The organism is Endozoicomonas sp. ALD068 (genome assembly GCF_049310145.1).
Taxonomy (GTDB): domain Bacteria; phylum Pseudomonadota; class Gammaproteobacteria; order Pseudomonadales; family Endozoicomonadaceae; genus Endozoicomonas_A.
The window spans coordinates 3,985,050-4,004,760 of sequence record NZ_JBLYNU010000004.1; the positions used below are offsets into that span (position 1 = coordinate 3,985,050).

Sequence of the window (19,711 nt, forward strand, 5' to 3'; positions counted from 1 at the left end):
GATAACCACCTCTGGTGTCAGAGACAAAAAAACACACTTATTTTCTTGATCTATCCTTCCTCTCTGTAAACCAGAAAGCAAGGATAGATTTATTAAACACTCACTTTTTGTGGCACTCTTTTTGCTGTCGCTGTCTGTCGTCTGCCTGGCTAAACCCTTGACAAGATGCTTTCTTATCGAGCTTGAACAGAATGCAGATTTTTCAAACCAGAATTTTTTTATACAGCTTGACCGACGAACATTGTCAGGCACCCCGTCTGACATTGCCGATACAAACGGTCATACGGAACCTGATTCACCACCTGATAAAAAACGACACAAACCATCCAATTACGGGATGAAAACCACCCTTATTGAGTCGATTTTCTGGCACTGCCTATACGCTACGAATCTGCTCGTTGCTTATGAACTGATCCTGCCTACCAAAAACATCTCTCTGTGCCCAACCCTTTATTCATGGTTACCTCTGGAAACGGTTATCACTGTCGGCTGGATTTTAAAAAATCACCCGTTTTCCATTACCACTATAATGAACGGTTCTGAACAGAACCAGCCTCAATATCAGCCATCACAATCATCGAGTCAGCATACCCCACAGGCCGCTACTCATATTACAAGCTATTACACCAGCCCTCTGTATTCTGACTCTGGCAGCGGTAATGAAGACCCTCAAGAACACCTGCATACTTTGGGTTTAAATTGTTTTATCTATCCCTGTAAAGGTGTTTGTCGATTTCGACAATCTTCCGACCCTTCCAATAGGGTAGACGGGGTCGCCTCAGACGGAGTCGCCTTAGACTCAATGGTTGCATGGGCAGCCGATACAACTCCCCCGGTCGGACAAGCAACCTGTAACGTGATCCTGATCGCAGATGATGGCCAGCTGCGACAATGTGGGAAGATCTTCAGGAATGCTGAATCTCTCTCGGTTCATAAAAGCAGCACCCACAATGAGCGAAAAACCTGTAAAATGGTCGTACTCTGGGAGGATGAACAGCCACAACCATGGGGGATTCACTGCAAGAGTGCTCAGGCCCCGCGAGATCACAAAAGAATAGCTCACACGAGACAAAAAACCTGTGACTTGACTGTGCTCGGGGGGAATAGCCAGCTGCAGCCTTGCGGGAAGGTCTTCAAGAATGCACGATCACTGTCATCTCACAGAAGCGGCACCCATACCGGGCAACAAGCCTGTGATATAAACGTGCTTGGGGAGGATGGCCAGCTGCATCCATGCGGGAAGGTCTGCAAGAATACTCATTCCCTGTCGAATCACAAAAGCCAATATCATACCGGGCAAAAAGCCTGTGACGTAAGAGTCGTCGGGGAGGATGGCCAGTCACGGCCATGCGGGACAGTCTGCAAGAATATTCCAGCCCTGTCGTATCACAAAGGCAAATACCACACCAGACAACAAAGCTGTGACTTGACCATACTCTGTGAGGATGGCCAGCCGCGGCCGTGCGGGATGACCTTCAAGAGTGCAAAAGCCCTCTTGGATCACAAAAGCAGATATCACAGCGGGCAACAAAACTGTCCCGTGACAGAAGTCGGGGAGAATGGACAGCCACGAACCTGCGGAATGATATGCAAGAATGCTAAAGCCCTATGGGATCACAAAAGCAGAGTACACTCCGGGCAAAAAAACTGTGAAGAAAATGTGGTCGGAAAGGATGGTAAGCCGCAACCATGCGGGAAGCTCTTCAAGCATGCTATGGCCCTCTCGAATCATAAAAGAAGCGCCCACACCGAACAAAAAGCCTGTGAATTTACAGTGATTGGAGATAATGGCCAGTCGCGGCCATGCGGAGTAGTCTGCAATAATGCCAAAGCTCTGTCGAATCACAAAGGCAATTACCATACCGGGAAAAAAACCTGTGGCATCACTGTGCTCGGAGAGGGTGGTCAGCTGCGAAGATGCGGGAAGGTCTTCAAAAATGTATCATCACTGTCGTCTCACAAAAGCAGCGTCCACACCGAGCAGCAAACTTGCGAAGCTACTGTGATTGGGAAGAATGGCCAGCCTCTGCCATGCGGGACAGTCTGCAAGAATGCCAAAGCCCTGTCGAATCACAAAAGCAATCATCACACCGGGCAACAAACCTGTGAATTCATCACAGTCGGGGAGGATAACCAGCAGCGGCCGTGCGGTAGGATCTTCCGCAGTATTGCATCTCTGTCGGCTCACAAAAGCAAATATCACACCAGACAAGAAACCTGTGACTTAAACGTGCTCGACAAAAATGGTCTGTTGCGACCATGCGAGAAGGGCTGCAAGAATACTCAAGCCCTGTCGAAGCACAAAAGAACACATCGAAAACGCAAGTCTCTTGATGCGGACCGGAACGATTACCTGACACTTTGAACTGAAACCGGCCCTTTCATTGGGAAAACACAAAAACATACTTACTTGCTTGCTTGATCTATCCTTGCTCTCTGTAGACTTGAATACAAGAATAGAATCATTAAATACTCACTCTTTGCAGCACTGTTGATACTGTCGCTGTCTGTCACCTGCCAGGCTAAACCTTTGACAAGACGTTATATTGTCGGGCTTGAACAGAATGCAAATTTTCCAAACCAGAACTTTTTTATAAAGCTTGACCGAAGGGTATTGCCAGGCAACACAACGGACATTGTCGACACAAACGGCTATGCAGAACCCTATTCACAGCTTGATGACAAACGACACAGACCTGACAGCTACAGGTTGAAAACGTTCTTCATTCAGTCAATTTCGTGGCAGTGGTTTTATGCTACGAATCTGCTGGTTGCTTATGGACTGTTTCTGACCACCAATGACATCCCTTTAAGCTCAAGCCCTTATTCATGGATACCTGAAGAAACAGTTATCGCTTTGGGTTGGCTTTTAAAAAGCGATTGGAATCCCTATTCATCCCTGTATAACCCGATTGAACCACAAGAAGCGAGTCAGCCCCCCCCGTTTGCAATTTCCGCTATGATGGCTGGCTCTGAACATGCTCCGCAACAAGGCCAACCATCAGAATCACCCGGCCAACAGCCCCCCGCTCATATTAAAGGCTATTTCTACAGCCTCCTTTATTCTGACTCTAACGACGGTAACGAAGACCCTGAACAACACTCGCATACTTTAGGTTTAAACTGTTATATCTATCCCTGTCATGGCATTTGTCAATTCCGACAATCTTCTAATCCATACAATAGCGGTGCGTTGGCTTTTGAAGAAAGTTCGACAGACCACACAGAGACAAACCCAGAACCAGACTCATGTCCCTATTCGGCAAATACACACTACTATCTTTATAAATTTGAAGACGGGGTCGCCTCAGACGGGGTCGCCTCAGACGGGGTTTTCCTTAACCTAATGGGAGCAGGATCAGCTGATCCAACTCACCTTGCAGGGCAAACAAAGTGCAATGAAATAGTATCAGGGGAGGATGGCCAGCAGCGACAATGCGGGAAAGTCTGCAAAAATGCCAGAGCTCTGTCATCTCACAGAAGCAAGTACCATAGCGGAAAAAAAGCCTGTGACTATACGGTAACCGGCGAGGATGGCCGACCTCAGCCATGCGGATTGCTCTGCCAGAATAACAGAGCCCTGTACAATCACAAAAACACCGATCATATCGGACAAAAAACCTGTGGTGTGACTGTGGTCGGGGAGGATGGCCAGCAGCGACCATGCGGGAAAGTCAGCAAGAATGCTCAAGCCCTGTCATCTCACAAAAGCGCATACCATACCGGGCAAAAAATCTGTAATTTGACCGTGCTCTGGAAAGATGGCCAGCTGCGACTATGCGGTCAGGTTTTCAAGACTTCACGATCACTGTCGTTTCACAAAAACAGCGCTCACAGCGAGAAAAAAATCTGCGAATTTACAGTGATTGGAGATAATGGCCAGCCGCGACCATGCGGAACTGTGTGCAAGAATGCTGAAGCCCACTGGAGTCACAAAAACAGTTACCACAGCGGGAAAAAAACCTGTGGCATGACTGTCCTCGGGGAGGATGGCCAGCAGCGGGCATGCGGGAGGGTCTTCAAAAATTTAGCATTACTGTCGTCTCACAAAAGAGGCACCCACACTGGGCAAAAAACCTGTGAACTGAACCTGATTGATCAGGATGGCCAGCCGCAACCATGTGGAAAAGTCTGCAATAGTGCCAAAGCCCTCTCATCTCACAAAAGCAACTGCCACTCACGGCAAAAAGCCTGTGAACTGACTTTGGTTGATCAGGATGGTCAGCAGAGAGCATGCGGAAAGGTCTTCAAAAATTTAGCATCACTGTCGTCTCACAAAAGCAATTACCACTCAGGCCAAAAAACCTGTGAACTGCCCCTGATTGATAAGGATGGCCAGCCGCAACCATGCGGAAAGGTCTGCAAAAATGCTCAAGCCTTCTCGGACCACAAAAAAACACATCGGAAACGCAAATCTGTTAATATGAATCTGAACGGCCTCCCTTGATCTGACTCCCGCCCTTTCATACGAAAGACACAAAAACACTCTTATTTTCTTGATCTATCCTTCCTCTCTGTAAGCCAGAAGACAGGGATAGAATTATTAAACACTCACTCTTTGCTGTACTGCTGTTACTGTCGTTGTCTGTCACCTGTCAGGCTAACCCCTTGACAAAATGCTTTGTTATCGAGCCTGAACAAAGTGCAGATTCTTCAAACCAGTATTTTTTTATAAAGCTTGACCGAAGAACTTTGTCAGACAGCCCGTCTGATATTGCCAACACAAACGGTTATACAGAACCCGATTCACCGCCTGATGAAAAACGACACAAACTTTACAATAACGAGATGAAAACGACCCTGATTGAGTCGATTTCCTGGCTACCTCTGGAAGCAGTTATCACTGTCGGCTGGCTTTTAAAAAATTATTGGAACCCGGGCTCACAGTTGTTTTATCCCATCAAACAACAAGAGGCGAGTCCTAATCACCCGTTTGCCATCACCACTCTGATGCCTGGCTCTGAACAGGACCAACCACAATTTCAGCCATCACAATCATCGGGTCAGCATACCCCACATGCGGCTAGTTATATTACAGGCTATTACACCAGCCTTCTGTATTCAGACTCTGGCAGCGGTAATGAAGACCCTGGACAATACCTGCATACTTTGGGTTTAAATTGTTTTATCTATCCATGCAACGGTGTTTGTCGATTTCGACAATCTTACGACCCATCCAATAGCGGAGCGCTGGTTTGTGAAAAAAGTTCGACAGACAACACTGGATCACCCCCTGTATCAGACTCATACCCCCATTTCGCTGATACACACTGCTTTGGTTGTACGTCTGTAGACGGTGTCGCGTCAAACTCTATGATTGCAGGGGCAGCCGACTCAAGGCTCCCTGCCGGACAGGCAACTTGTAGCGTGATCCAGGTCGGAGATGATGGTCAGGTGCGGCAATGCAAGAAAGTATTCAAGAATAAAAAATATCTGTTGTTTCACAGAAGCAGATACCATACCGGGCAAAAAGCCTGTGTCCTGACATCAGTCGGAGAGGATGGCCGGCCAAGACCCTGTGGGAAGGTCTGCAAAAATACTCAAGCCCTGTCGAGTCACAAACACAGATACCATAGCGGGCAAAAAACCTGCAACTTGATCGTAATCGGGGAAGATGGCCAGAAACGGCCGTGCGGGAAGGTCTTCAAGAATGCTGTCGATCTGTCAATTCATAAAATCAGCACTCACTACGGGCAAAAAACCTGTTATGAGCCCGTTGTCAGGGAGAATGGCCAGACACAGCCATGCGGAAGGGTCTGCCAGAATCCTAAAGCCTTGTCTAATCACAAAAGAAATTTCCACAGCAAGCAACAAACCTGTGATGCGATCGTTGTCGGGGAGGATGGCCAGCTGCGACCATGCGGAACGGTATGTCAGAGTGCTAAAGCTTTGTCGAATCACAAAAACAATTACCACACCGGGCAAAAAACCTGTGAAATAACCGTGGTCGGCAAGGATGGCCAGCTGCGGCCGTGCGGGAAGGTTTTAGGGAGTGCTCAATCTCTGTCTGCTCATAAAAGCAGCATCCACACCAGGCAACAAACCTGTGACCTATCAGTAATCGGTGCGGATAGCCAACCACGGCCATGCGGAACGGTCTGCCGGAATGCTAAAGCCTTGTTGAATCACAAAAGTAATTTCCACACCGGTCAACAAACCTGTGATATGACCGTTATCGAGGAGGATGGCCAGCTGCGGCCGTGCGGAACGATCTGCAAGAATGCTAAAGCCTTGTCGAATCACAAAAACAATCACCACACCGGGCAACAAACCTGTGAAGTAACCGTGATCAGGGAGGATGGCCAGCAGCGGCCATGCGGGAAGGTTTTTAGGAGTGCTCAATCTCTATCGTGTCATAAAAGCAGCATCCACAGAGGGCGACTAACCTGCGACCTATCAATAATTGGTGCGGATAGCCAACCACAGCCATGCGGAAAGGTCTGCCAGAATGCTAAAGCCTTGTCGAATCACAAAAGAAGAGACCACAGTGAGCCACAAACCTGCACTATGACAGTGGTTGGAAAGAATGGCCTGCAGCAGCCGTGCGGAAAGGCCTTCAGAAACGATCAATATCTGTCGGCTCATAAAAGCAGCGTCCACACTAGGCAACAAACCTGTGGCATAACCCTGGTCGGGGACGACGGTCTGCTGTGGCAATGCAGGAAGGTCTGCGAGAATGCTCATGCCCTCTCGGAGCACAAAAAAAGACATCGAAAACGCAAGCCTGTTTATGTGAACCAGCTCAATAACCTCACTCCTTGAGCTGATACCCGCACTTTAAGGGAGTGTCGCAAAACTCCAAAAACCCGCACCTTCGCTCTGCGTGGGAATACATAACTCTCCAGAAAAATTTTCTTGATCTATCATTTCCTCTTTAAACCAGAAGGCAGAGATATAATTATTAAACACTCACTCTTTCCAGCACTGCTGTTACTGTCTTTGTCTGTCGCCTGTCAGGCTGAACCCTTGACAATATGCTTTGTTATCGAGCCTGAACAGAATGCAGACTGTTCAAACCATAATTTTTTTATAAAGCTCGACCAACAAACCTTGTCAGATAAACCGCCTGACATTGCCGACACAAACGGCCACACGGAACCCTATTCATCACCTGACAAGATACGACGTAAGACTTACAACTACGGGGTAAAAAAGCCCCTCATTAAGTCGATTTCCTGGCATTGGCTATACGCTACGAATCTGCTGGTTACTTATAATTTGATCCTGACCACCAAAGACACCTCTCAATCCCCAACCCCTTATTCATTGCTGCCTCTGGAAGTGATTATCACTCTTGGCTGGCTTTTAAAAAACTATTGGAACCCCGACTCACTGCTGTTCAACCCAATTGAACAACAAGAGGCGAGTCAACATCACCCGTTTGCCATCACCACTATGATGGCTGGCTCTGAACAGGACCGACCACAATATCAGTCATCACAATCATCAGCGCAGCATCCCCCGCAAGTCAATACTCACTTTAAAGGCTATTACACCAGCCACCTGTATTCTGACTCTGGCGGCGGTAATGAAGACCCTGAACAGTACCTGCATACTTTGGGTTTAAATTGTTTTATCTATCCCTGTAACGGTGTTTGTCGATTTCGACAATCTTCCGATCCGTCTAATAGCGTAAACGGGGTTGCCTCAGACGGGGTCATCCTCAACTCAATAGCAGAAGTGGCAGCCGATAGCACCAGCCCCGCCGGGCAAATTACTTGCAACGTGATAGTGTTAGGGAAGGATGGCCTGCTGCAACAATGCGGAAGGGCCTTCAAGAATGCAAAAGTCCTGTCGGTTCATAAAAGCACATATCACACTGGACAAAAAACCTGTGACGCAACGGTAGTCGGGGAGGACTATCAGGAGCGGCTATGCGGGAGGGTCTACAAAAACACTAGAAGCCTTACATATCATAAATACAAATACCACTCCAGGCAAAAGCCTTGTGACGTAGTCGTGGTTGATGAGGATGGCCAGCGGCGACCATGTGGGACGATCTGCATAGGTTATTTTGCCCTGAAACAGCACAAATCACGAAAGCACGCTGCTCAAGAAACCTGTAACGTAACCGTGATCGGCGAAGATGGCCAACCGCAGTCATGCGGGAAGGTTTACAAGAATGCCCTATCCCTGTCATGTCACAAAAGCAACTTCCACTCAGGGCGACAATCCTGTAACGTGAACGTGGTCGGGGAAAATGGCAAACTACGTCCATGCGGAAAGGTTTGCAGGAATGCTCAAGCCTTGTCGTATCACAAGAGATCCTTCCACACCGTGCAACAAACCTGTCATGTAACCGTGGTCGGGAAAGGCGGCCACGCGCGAGAGTGCGGGAAAGTCTTAAATAATGCTCAGTCTCTTTCAGTTCATAAATATACATACCACACCGGGCAACAAACCTGTGATGTGACCGTGGTTGGTGGGGATGGCCAACAGCGGCCATGCAGGAAGGTCTACAAAAATGCTCAAGCCCTTTCGCATCACAAAAGCAGTGTCCACACTGGGCAACAAACCTGTGACGTGGTAATAGTCGGCAAGAATGGTCAGCAGCGGCCATGCGGGACGGTCTGTATGAATGCTCTAGCCCTGAGGTATCACAAAAAAAAAGTCCACTCAGGACAACAAATCTGTGATATGACAGTGGTCGCAGAGGATAGTCAGCAGAGACCATGCAGGAGGGTCTGCAAGAGTAATCAAGACCTGTCGAATCACAAGAGAAGACATCGAAAACGAAAGTCTGTTGATTCGGACCAGGGCGATGACCTCACTCCCTGAACTGACACCCGGCCTTTATGAGTAAGACACAAAAACACACTTATTTTCTTGATCTATCCTTTCTCTCTGTAATCCAGAAGGCAAGGATAGAATTATTAAACACTCAGTCTTTGCGGCACTTCTTCTGACGCTTTTATTACCTGTCGTTTATCAGGCCGAAGCATGTACAAGTCATTTTATTGTCGAGCCTGAACAAAATACAGGCTCTTCAAACGGGAATTTTTCTATAAATGGTGACCGCTACACATTGCCAAAAAAATCCTCAGAGATTGCCGACACAAATGGCCACGCAGAACACGAATTGCCAACGGATAAAAAACGACAGAGTTTTTATATTTACGGAGAAAAAATGCCTCTCACTGAGTTGATTTCGTGGGAATGCCTTTACACTGCGAATCTGCTGATTGCTAACGAACTGGCTCTAGCCACCAGAGACGCCCCTCTTCGCTCAAACCGCTATTCATGGATACCTTTGGAAGCGGTTACCACTGCCGGTTGGCTTCTAAAAAATTATTGGAATCGCTATTTACCTCTGTTTAACCCGATTGAACAACAAGAGGCGAGTCAAAATCGCCCGTTTGTAATCAACACTATGATGCCTGGTTCTGAGCAGGATCAACCTCAATATCAGCAATCAGAACCATCTGGCCAGCGTGCCCTGCAAGCCACCACTCACATTAGAGGCTATCACACCAGCCTCCTGTATTCAGATTCTGACGAAGGTAACGAAGACCCTGAAGGACAACTGCATACTTTGGGTTTAAATTGTTATATCTCTCCCTGTAATGGTGTTTGTCGATTCCGACAATGTTTAGATCCATCCAGTAGCGCAGGGTTGGTTTGTGAAGAAAGTTCAACAGGCTACGCAGAAGTAACATCCGGACAAAGCTCATGCCCCCAACTGGCCAGTAATGCCACCGGCCCTGCCCAGCAGGCAACTTGTAATGTGATAATGTTCGGGAAGGATGGCCAGCTCCGACAATGCGGGAAGGTTTACAAGAATAAAAAAATTCTTTTGTCTCACATAAGCGGATACCACACCGGGCAAAAAGCCTGTGACGCAATAGTGACTGGGGAGGATAACGAGCCGCAGCTATGCGGAGCGTCCTACCAGAATGCCAAAACTCTGTGGTATCACAAAAGCGTTGTCCACAGTGGGCAACAGACCTGTGTCGTAAACATAATCGGGGAAGATGGCCAACAGCGACCATGTGGAAAAATCTGTGAGAGTATTCGATCTCTGACGGTTCATAGAAGCAGATACCACACCGGGCAAAAAACCTGTTACGTAAACGTTATCTGTGAGGATGGCCAAGAGCGGCCATGCGCAAAGGTATGCATCAATAATGCTGCCCTGATGCACCACAAATCAAAAGATCACTGCACACAACAAACCTGCAGCATAACCGTGATCGGGGATGATGGCCAGCCGCAGCCGTGCGGAAAAGTATGCAAGAGTTATCGATCACTGTCATCTCACAAAAACTACTTCCACACCGGGCAAAAAAACTGTGACGTGATAGTGGTTGCTGAGAATGGCCAGCAGCGAGCATGCGGAAAAATCTGCAAGAATTCTCATGCCCTCTCGGAGCACAAAAGCAGCAACCACTGCGAGCGGAAAACCTGTAACGTGACCGTGGCTGGAGGGGATGGTCAGCAGTGGGCATGCGAGAAGGTCTGCAACAACGCCAGAGCCCTCCGGGAACACAAAAGAATATTCCACACCGGGCGACAAATCTGCGACATGCCAGTAATGGGAAAGGATGGTCGGTCGCGACCGTGTGGGAAGGCCTTCAAAAATGCCAAAGCCATAATGGATCACAAAGGAAGAATCCACACCGGGAAAAAAAACTGTGACTTAATAGTACTCAAAGAGGATGGTCAGCTGCAGCAATGCGGTAAGATCTGCAAGAATGCTCATGCTCTCTCGGAGCACAAAAGAAGACATCGAAAACGCAAGCCTCTTGATGTGGGCCAGCAAGATGACCTCAGTCCTTGAACTGACACCCGCTCTTTTATGAGTAAGGCACAAAAACACACTTACTTCCCTAGTCTATCCTTCCCCTTGGTAAATAAGAATGCAAGGATAGAATTATTAAACTCTCATGCTTTGCAGCACTGCTGTTGCTGATACTGTCATTATCTGTCTTCTGTCAGGCCGAGCCGTTGACAGAGCCTTTTATTGTCGGATCAAACGACCATACAGTGTCTGATTTGCCATTGGATGACAAACGACACAGAAATGACAATTACAGAATAAAAATAAACTTCATTGACTCGATTTCATGGCAATGGCTTTACGCCGCGAACCTTCTGGTTACTCTTCAACTGATCCTGTCTAGCAAAGACGCCTCTTTAAGCTCCAATCTTTATCCATGGCTATCTGTAGAAACGATTATCGTTGTTGGTTGGCTTTTAAAAAGCAATCGGTCCCCTGATTCAGCGTTGTTTATGCCTCTTGAACAACAAGCGAGATTTATGTTGACAGAGGTGGATCTCTCGTTTGCGATCAACACTATGATGCCTGGCTCAGAACCTAATCAAGCACAGGCCCAGCCCTCAGAATCATCCATCCAACAAGCCCCACAAATCACAACCTACCCTATAGGCTATTTCACCAGTCTACTGTATTCTGACTTTGATGACGGTAACGAAGCCCCTCAACAACACTCACATACTTTGGGTTTAAATTGTTTCGTCCATCCCTGTAATGATGTTTGTCAATTCCGAAAATCTTCAGATTCATCCGATAGCGGAGCGCTGGAATGTCGAGAAAGTTCGGCAGACCACACAGGCGCAACACTCGAACAAAGCTCAACCCCCCATCAAACTAATACACAATTTGATAGCTTCGACTCTACAGACGGAGTCGCCTTAGACGGGGTCGCCTTAGACGGGATCGCCCTGAACTCAAAGGTTACTCTTCTGGCCGATACAACTAATCCCCCGCAGCAAACAATCTGCAGAGAGTTATTAGTCGGAAAGGATGGCCAACTGCAGCAATGCGGGAAGGTCGCCAAGAATGAAAGAGCACTTTCATCTCACAAAAGCAGTTACCATACCGGGCAAAAAACCTGTGAGCTAACCGTGGCCGGGGAGAACGGACAACGGCGGCCATGCAAGATGACCTGCCAGAATGCTCAAGCCCTCTACGCTCACAAAAAAATCGTCCACAGCGGGCAAAAAACCTGTGACTTTACTGTGGTCAGGGAGGATGGCCGAAAGCGGGTATGTGCCATGGTTTGCAAGAATGCTCAATCTCTTTGGAATCACAAAAGCAAAAACCACGGCGGGGAACAAACCTGTAGAGCGACCCTGGTCACAGAGGATGGCCTGCAGCAACCATGCGGGAAGATCTACAAGAATTTTCAGGCTCTGTTTTATCACAGAAGAAAAGAGCACACCGGGATACAAACCTGTAACACAACCGTGGTTGGTGAGGATGGCCAGTCGCGGCCATGCGGTATGACCTGCAAGAATCTCGTAGCCATTGGGATTCACAGGAGCATCTTCCATTCCGGGCAACAAACCTGTGACGAGGCATTAGTCGGGAAGGATGGCCAGCAGAGGCCATGCGGGACGGTCTGTAAGAATGCTTCAATCCTCTCGGTTCACAAAAGCAAAGTTCACAGCGGGCAAAAAACCTGTGATGTGGCAGTGGTCGAGAAAGATGGTCAGCAGCGACCATGTGGGAGGGTTTGTAAGAGTGCCCATGCCCTGTGGGATCACAAAAGCAAAATCCACAGCGGGCAAAAAACCTGTGACGCAACGGTGGTCGTTGAGGATGGACAGCAACGACCATGCGGAAAGGTTTGCAAGAATGCCAGAACCCTGACGAATCACTATAGAAGAGACCACAGCGGGCCAAAAGCCTGTGAAGTGACAGTGATCGGGGAGGATGGTCAGCAGCGGCCGTGCGGGAAGGTCTGTGAAAATCTCCAAGCCCTGTCGAATCACAAAAGAATTCATCGAAAACGCAAGCCTTTTGATGTGAATTTAGACAATGACCTTAATCCTTGAATGGACAACTTCCTTTTCATGAGAAAGTTACAAAAACACACTTATTTTCTTGATCTATCCTTCCTCTCTGTGTAACAGGAGGCAAGGACAGAATGATTAAATACTCACTCTTTGTAGCACTGATGTTGCTGTCGTTGTCTGTCATCAGCCAGGCCAATCCATTGACGAGACGATTTATTGTCGAGCTTGAACACAATACAGATTCTCCAAACCAGAACTTTTCTGTAAAGCCTGACGGGCATATTTTGTCAGACAACCTGCCAGACATTGCCGGAAAAAACGACTATGCAGAGACCGTTCTGTCATCAGATGACAAACGACAAAGACCTGAAGAATACGGGGTAAAACGCTCCTTATTGGATCGATTTCACGGCAATGGCTTTACGCAACAAATCTCCTGGTTGCATACGAACTCATCCCGATCACAAGAAACACCCGTGAAAGCTCCCACCATTGTTCATGGGTACCTGTAGAAGCGGCTATCGCTGTCGGTCAGCTTTTAACAAACTATTGGAACTCGTATTCACTGCTGTTTAATCCGATTGAACCAAGAGAGGCGAGTGAAAACCACACGTTTGCAATCACCACTATGATGCATGATTCTATAGATGACCAACAATAAGGCCAGTCATCAGAATCATCCGGCCAGCAAGCCCCACAAGTAACTAACCATTGTGCAGGCTCTTTCAATCATTTCCTTTATTCTGACTCTGGTGAAGGGAACCAAAGCCCTCAACAACACTCACATACCCTGGGTTTGAATTGTTTCGTCCATCCCTGCAACGGCCTTTGTCAATTTCTACAACCTCCCGATTCATCCGATAGCAGAGCAATCAAATCAGTAGAAATCTCGAAAGACTGCACAGGAGCCACACCCAAACCGGGATCATGCCCCCATTTAGGCAATAGACGACTGTAGTTGTAACTCTGTAAGTGGGGTCGCCTCAAATCCGATGGCTGCAGGATCAGCCAATACAGCTCCCCCAGCCGGGCTGGCAATCTGCAACGTGATAGTGTTCAGGGAAGATGGCCAGCTAATGCAATGTGGGAAGATCTACAAGAGTAAAAAATCACTGTCCTCTCACAAAAGCAACCACCACACCGGGCAACAAATCTGTGACGTAACCCTGCTTAGAGAGGATGGCCTGTCTCACCAATGCGGGGCGATCCGCAAAAGCGCTAAAGCCATGTCGGATCACAAAAGCAAATACCACAGCGGACAGAGAACCTGTGAAGTAAAAATGGTCGGAGAGGATGGCATTCAGCGACTATGCGGGATGGTTTGCAAGAGTACTCAGAGCCTGTTGGATCACAAAAGAAGAAACCACAGCGGGCAAAAAACCTGTAGCGTGGTCATAAACGGGAAGGATGGCCAACAACGTCCATGCGGGCTGATCTGCAAGAATGCTTCAGTCCTTTGGAATCATAAAAGAAGAAACCACTCCGGGCAACAAACCTGTAGCCTGCTCGTGATCGGGGAAGATGGCCAGCAACAACCCTGTGGAAAGGTCTGCAAAAATGCCATGGAGCTGAGGAATCACAAAAGAACACATCGAAAACGCAAGCCTGTTGATGTGAATTGGGGCAGTGGCCTTAATCCTTGAACAGACACTCGCCTTTCCATGAGCAATATACAAAAACACACTTATTTTCTTGATCTATCCTTCCTCTCTGTACACCAGAAGGCAGAGATAGAATTATTAAACACTCTCTCTTTGCAGCGCTGCTCTTGCTGTCGTTGTCCGTCATTTGCCAGGCCAAGCCATTGGTAAGACGTTTTATTGTCGAGCTTGAACAGAATGCTGATTTTCCCAAACAGCACTTTGCTATAAAACACGACTTGCGTATATTGTCGGGCCCTCCGTCAGGCATTGTCGACGAACACGGCTATGCAGAGCCCGGGTTGCCATCCCATAACAAACGACATAAACCTGACAGTTACGGAGTGAAAACCACCTTCATTGACTCGATTTCGTGGCAATGGCTCTGCACCACTAACCTACTGATTGCTTATGAACTGATCCTGACCAGCAAAGACAGCTCTCTATGGCGAAACGCTTATTCATGGCTGCCATCAGAAGCGGCTATCACTGTCAGTTGGCTCTTAAAAAGCTATTGGAACCCCAATTCAACGCTGTTTAGCCCGATTGAACAAAAAAAGGCGATTCAGGATCATCCGTTTGCGATCACCACTGTGATGGCTGGCTCTGAACATGTCTCACAACAAACCACACCATCAGAATCATCCGGCCAGCCAGTCCGACAGACCATCACCTTCCCTAAAAGCTATTTCACTCAACTTCTTTATTATGATTCTGCCGACGGTAACGAAAACCCTCAACAGCACTCACATACTTTGGGTCTGAATTGTTTCGTCCATCCCTGTATTGACATTTGCCAATTCCGACAATCTTTGGATTCATCCAAAAGTTCAACAGACCACACAGGATCAACACCCGGACAGAGCTCATGCTCTCATTTGGCCAATGCACACTGTTATCGTTGCAACTTTAAAAATGGCGTCGCCTCAGACTCAGAGAATACAGGGGTAGCCCATACAACTGGCAATGCCGGGCAATTAATCTGCAACATGATAGTGTTCGGGAAGAATGAGCAACAGTCGTCATGCGGGAAGGTCTGCAAGAATGCTCGCGCCCTGGCGGTCCACAAAAGATCACTCCACTGCGGGCAACAAACCTGTAACCTGCCCCTGGTCGGGAAGGATGGCCAACTGCAGCTATGTGGAAAGGTTTACAAGGGTAAATACGCCTTGTCGGATCACAAAAGAAAAGCTCACACCGGGCAACGAACCTGTAACCTTACCGTGATCGGGGAGGATGGCCAGCGGCGGCCATGCGGAGTGCTCAGCAAGAATCTACAGGCCCTGATGTCACACAAAAGAAGATACCACTGCGGACAAAAAACCTGTGACGAGATTGTGACCGGGAAGGATGACCGGCAACGGCCATGCGAAAAGGTCTTCAAAAATGCTTTAGACTTGTTTAATCACAAAAACAGGGACCACGCCGGACAAGAAACCTGTAACGAGATCATGATCAGGAAAGATGGCCAGCAAGGGCCATGCGGGAAGCTCTTCAGGAGCGCTAAAGCTCTGTCATCCCACAAAAGAACCCATACCGGGCAAAAAACCTGCGAGATGACCGTAGCCGGGAAAGATGGTCAGCGATGGCAATGCGGAAAGGTCTGCAAGAATAAAAAAGTACTTTCAACTCACAAAAGCCAATACCATACCGGACAAAAAACCTGTGTCGTAACAGTAGTCAGGGAGGATGGCGAAAAGCAGCCATGCGGAACAGTCTGCGAGAATGCTTATGCCCTGATGAATCACAAAAAAATACTCCACTGCGAACAACAAACCTGCAACCAGACCGTGGCCGGAAAAAATGGCCAGCTGCGGCCATGCGGGAAAGTCCGCAAAAATGCCAAGGCCCTGTTGTATCACAAAAGAGTAGCTCACAGCGGGCAACAAATCTGTGACCTAACCTGGCTTGGGAAGGGCAACCAGCGAGAGCTATGTGGGAAGGTCTTCAAGAATTTACAATCACTGTCGTCTCACAAAAGCAGCGCCCACAGCGGTCAAAAAACCTGTGCCGTAAAAGTGCTCACAGAGGATGGCATTGAGCAACTATGCGGTTCGGTCTGCAGAAGTGCTCAAGCCCTTCTGGATCACAAAAGCAGAGTCCACAGCGGACAACAAACCTGTGACAGTATCGTGGTGGGAGAAGATGGCCAGCAGCAGGCATGCGGCAAGGTCTTCGGTAATAGTAACTCTCTGTCATCTCACAAAACCAGATACCACAGCGGGCAAAAAACCTGTAGCCTGGCCATTGCCGGGAATAATGGCCAGCAACGGCCATGCGGAATGGTCTGCAAAAATACTCAGGCCCTGTCGGACCATAAAAGAAGAGACCACACCGAGCAAAAAACCTGTAACCTGCCCGTGATCGGAGAAAATGGCCAACAGCGACTTTGTGGGAAGGTCTGCACAAGTGCCTCAGAGCTGTCGAGTCACAAAAGAATACATCGGAAACGCAAGCCTGTTGATGTGAAGTGAGGCAATAACGGGAGTGAAGCCGGGAACGACGGAAGTGTTCCCGATGCTCCCAGTAACGTGATTCTTGCCTCAAGACTGGTACTGACTGTCCTGTGAGGTTTGTGCTACGCGAGCTTATTGAAGATCTGGATTAGCATGTCTTCAATCTTGTCAAAACGACGGTCATGATCCTCTAAATAGTTTTCAATCTTGTCAAAACGCTGGTCAACCTTCTTAAAACGCTGGTCAACCTCCTTAAAACGTTGGTCAATCTTGTCAAATTTCCGATCATGTATTTTCAGGTGAATCTCTAATTGCTGATATGACCGAAGCATAAACGATAAGCTATCGCTCAAGCTTGCGGTCACTTTCTCCCATTTGTCTTGTTGTTCTTCCAGTACCGTGACTCTTGACTCAAGGCTCATACTGCCAGTCCCATGTGGTTTTTTGTTTGAAAATTGAGAATAGCAGACAATCCCCCTTCCTCAAGGAAGATACAAAAACACACTTATTTTCTTGATCTATCCTTCCTCTCTGTAGACCAGAAGGCAGAGATAGAATTATTAAACACTCTCTCTTTGCAACACTGCTGTTGCTGTCGTTGTCGGTCATTTGCCAGGCCAAGCCATTGGTAAGACGTTTTATTGTCGAGCTTGAACAGAATGCTGATTTTCCTGAACAGCACTTTTCGATAAAAAACGAATTGCATATATTGCCAGGCCCCCTGTCAGACATTGCCGACAAAAACGGTAGTATTGAACCCAGTTTGTCATCAGATAAAAAACGACAGAAAACTTGCAGTTACGGGCTGAAAACGCCCCTTATTGAATCGATTTCATGGCAATGGCTTTATGCCGCAAATCTGCTGGTTGTTTTTGAACTTATCCTGACCACCAAAGACGCCCCGACGGGGTTCAACCTTTATTCATCATTACCCCTGGAAGCGGTCGTAGCTGTCGGATGGCTTTTAAACAACTATCGGAACCCTGTGTCATCCTTATTCAATCCTTATGAACAACAGGAGGCGAGTATAAATGACCCGCTTTCGATCATCACTATGACGCCTGGTTCTGAACGCAACCCATCACAATATCAGACATCACAATATCAACCTTCACAAGCATCTGGCCAACAAGCTCCGAGAACCACCCCCTATCCCGAAGGGTCTTTTACCAGCCCCTGGCATTCTGGCTTCGGTGACGATAACGAGGACCCTCAATCACATCGACATACTTTGGGTTTAAATTGTTTCGTCTATCCCTGTAATGGTGTTTGTCGATTCCGACCATCATTCGATAATGCACATTCATTGAGTGCAGTGGCCGCCCGTACTGTAAAAACCCGACCACTGACGATGTTTTGGCATTTACCCGTCACCACCGATGATTTGCTCATAATCAATGGGTTACTCAATCTGGGTAGTCATGGTCTTGCCGAAAAAAACCCGTTTTCCATTTCGCTAATCCATTGCACTCCCCCGGCAGAAACTTTGGAAGCACAACAAACAACAGCATCAACCCAATGGAATCAAAACCTGATTCATCCTTCCCGGACAGCCCAGGCAGCAGCTGATAAGATTATATTCACGACATCAGACAATAAAGACTCTCAGACGGACGACATTGAATCGGCAGAGACTTCATCTTCGGGTTGTCTCCCTTACACAGGCGCTAACCATTGCCAACAAGGCCTTTTGGATCAAAAAAAAAGAGACCACTCCGGGCAACATATCTGTGTCGACAAACTGCTTGGGGAAGATGGTCAGCAACGACTATGTGGAAGAGTCTGCAGCAGTATCAAAGCCCTGTCAGATCACAAAAGAAGACACCACTCGGGGCCTCGAACCTGTTGCGAGACGGTGCTCGGCGAGGATGGCCAACCGCAACTCTGTGGAAAAGTCTGTAAAAGCATCAAAAACCTGTCAGATCACAAAAGAAGACATCACACCGGACAACAAACCTGTGCCCAGACAGTGCTCGGGAAGGATGGCCAACCGCAACTCTGTGGAAAGGTCTGCAACAATATTAAAGCCCTCTCAGATCACAAAAGAAGACACCACTCCGGGCAAAAAATCTGTGGCGAGACAGTGCTCGGGGAGGATGGCCAACCTTGTCAATGCGGAAAGGTCTGCAAAAGTAGTCAAATCCTGGCGGAACACAAAAGAATAAGTCACAGCGGGCAAAAAACCTGTGACGCAACCCTAATCGGGAAAGATGGCCAACTGCAGCCGTGCAGGCGGGTCTTCAAGAATGCTCATGCCCTTTCGGCTCATAGAAGCTTTATCCACAGCGGGCAAAGAACCTGTTCCGTAACCGTGGTCACAAAAAGTGGCCAGAAACGACCATGCCGGATGCTCTGCAAGAATGCTCAGAGCCTGGCAGATCACAAAAGAAGAAACCACACAAGGCAACAAACCTGTGACATGCTCGTGGTCGGGGAAGATGGCATGCAGCAGCCATGCGGGAAGCCCTGCAAGAGTGCCAAAGTCATGTCGGACCACAAAAGAAGAAAACACGGTGGGCAACAAACCTGTAACTTGACCCTGGTTGGGGAGGATGGAATGCAGAGGCCATGCAAGACAATCTGCAAGAATCCCGCTGCTCTGTCGACTCACAAAAGCAGTGTCCACAGCGGACAAAAAACCTGTGACTTGAACATGGTCGGGAAGGATGGTCGACAGCGATTGTGCAGGAAGATCTGCAAGAATGCTCAAGCTCTGCGGGATCACAAAAGAACACATCGAAAACGCAACCCTGTTAATGACAGCCGGGACGATGACTTCAGTCCTTGAACAGAGACCTGCCCTTTCATGAGAAAGACAAAAGAACACGCCTGTTTACTTGATCTATTCTTCCTCTC

11 protein-coding genes are annotated in these 19,711 nt (G+C 47.9%); 10 read left to right on the top strand and 1 reads right to left on the bottom strand.

Annotated features, from left to right (window positions below):
• The first annotated feature begins 157 nt into the window (after window positions 1–157).
• From ACO6V5_RS14115 to ACO6V5_RS14155, 9 genes are all read left to right on the top strand, one after another.
• Window positions 158–2,365 carry a hypothetical protein gene (locus ACO6V5_RS14115; protein ID WP_422409161.1) on the top strand — a complete coding sequence of 736 codons (2,208 nt, stop codon included), beginning with the start codon at window positions 158–160 and terminating at the stop codon, window positions 2,363–2,365.
• A gap of 165 nt (window positions 2,366–2,530) precedes the next feature.
• Window positions 2,531–4,447: a hypothetical protein gene (locus tag ACO6V5_RS14120; protein ID WP_422409162.1), complete on the top strand. Its 1,917-nt coding sequence runs from the start codon at window positions 2,531–2,533 to the stop codon at window positions 4,445–4,447.
• Between the two features lie 161 nt (window positions 4,448–4,608).
• Window positions 4,609–6,762, top strand: a complete 2,154-nt coding sequence (locus ACO6V5_RS14125; protein ID WP_422409164.1) for a hypothetical protein — start codon at window positions 4,609–4,611, stop codon at window positions 6,760–6,762.
• A gap of 93 nt (window positions 6,763–6,855) precedes the next feature.
• On the top strand, window positions 6,856–8,778 hold the full coding sequence (locus ACO6V5_RS14130) for a hypothetical protein (protein WP_422409166.1): 1,923 nt from the start codon (window positions 6,856–6,858) through the stop codon (window positions 8,776–8,778).
• Window positions 8,779–9,025: 247 nt separating this feature from the next.
• Window positions 9,026–10,777 carry a hypothetical protein gene (locus ACO6V5_RS14135; protein WP_422409168.1) on the top strand — a complete coding sequence of 584 codons (1,752 nt, stop codon included), beginning with the start codon at window positions 9,026–9,028 and terminating at the stop codon, window positions 10,775–10,777.
• Window positions 10,778–10,902: 125 nt separating this feature from the next.
• Window positions 10,903–12,798, top strand: coding sequence for a hypothetical protein (locus ACO6V5_RS14140; RefSeq protein ID WP_422409170.1), 1,896 nt, complete (start codon window positions 10,903–10,905; stop codon window positions 12,796–12,798).
• Between the two features lie 92 nt (window positions 12,799–12,890).
• Window positions 12,891–13,271, top strand: a complete 381-nt coding sequence (locus tag ACO6V5_RS14145; protein ID WP_422409172.1) for a hypothetical protein — start codon at window positions 12,891–12,893, stop codon at window positions 13,269–13,271.
• A 480-nt stretch (window positions 13,272–13,751) separates the two neighbouring features.
• Entirely contained in the window at window positions 13,752–14,402 is a 651-nt protein-coding gene (locus ACO6V5_RS14150) for a hypothetical protein (RefSeq protein ID WP_422132430.1), read from the top strand.
• A gap of 125 nt (window positions 14,403–14,527) precedes the next feature.
• A complete protein-coding gene (locus ACO6V5_RS14155) occupies window positions 14,528–16,873 on the top strand; it encodes a hypothetical protein (protein WP_422409174.1) in 2,346 nt (781 codons plus the stop codon).
• Window positions 16,874–16,977: 104 nt separating this feature from the next.
• Here ACO6V5_RS14155 and ACO6V5_RS14160 read toward each other — a convergent pair whose 3' ends face one another.
• Window positions 16,978–17,277 (bottom strand): hypothetical protein, encoded by a 300-nt coding sequence (locus tag ACO6V5_RS14160; protein WP_422409175.1) that lies wholly within the window; start codon window positions 17,275–17,277, stop codon window positions 16,978–16,980.
• Window positions 17,278–17,453: 176 nt separating this feature from the next.
• On the opposite strand from ACO6V5_RS14160, the gene ACO6V5_RS14165 reads away from it, so the two are divergent.
• Window positions 17,454–19,643, top strand: a complete 2,190-nt coding sequence (locus ACO6V5_RS14165; RefSeq protein ID WP_422409177.1) for a hypothetical protein — start codon at window positions 17,454–17,456, stop codon at window positions 19,641–19,643.
• Window positions 19,644–19,711: the final 68 nt, after the last annotated feature.

Excerpts from the sequence above, each read along its gene's own strand:
- ACO6V5_RS14145 (WP_422409172.1), top strand. The coding sequence starts at position 12,891 with ATGATTAAATACTCACTCTTTGTAGCACTGATGTTGCTGTCGTTGTCT.
- ACO6V5_RS14150 (WP_422132430.1), top strand. The coding sequence starts at position 13,752 with ATGGCTGCAGGATCAGCCAATACAGCTCCCCCAGCCGGGCTGGCAATC.
- ACO6V5_RS14160 (WP_422409175.1), bottom strand. The coding sequence starts at position 17,277 with ATGAGCCTTGAGTCAAGAGTCACGGTACTGGAAGAACAACAAGACAAA.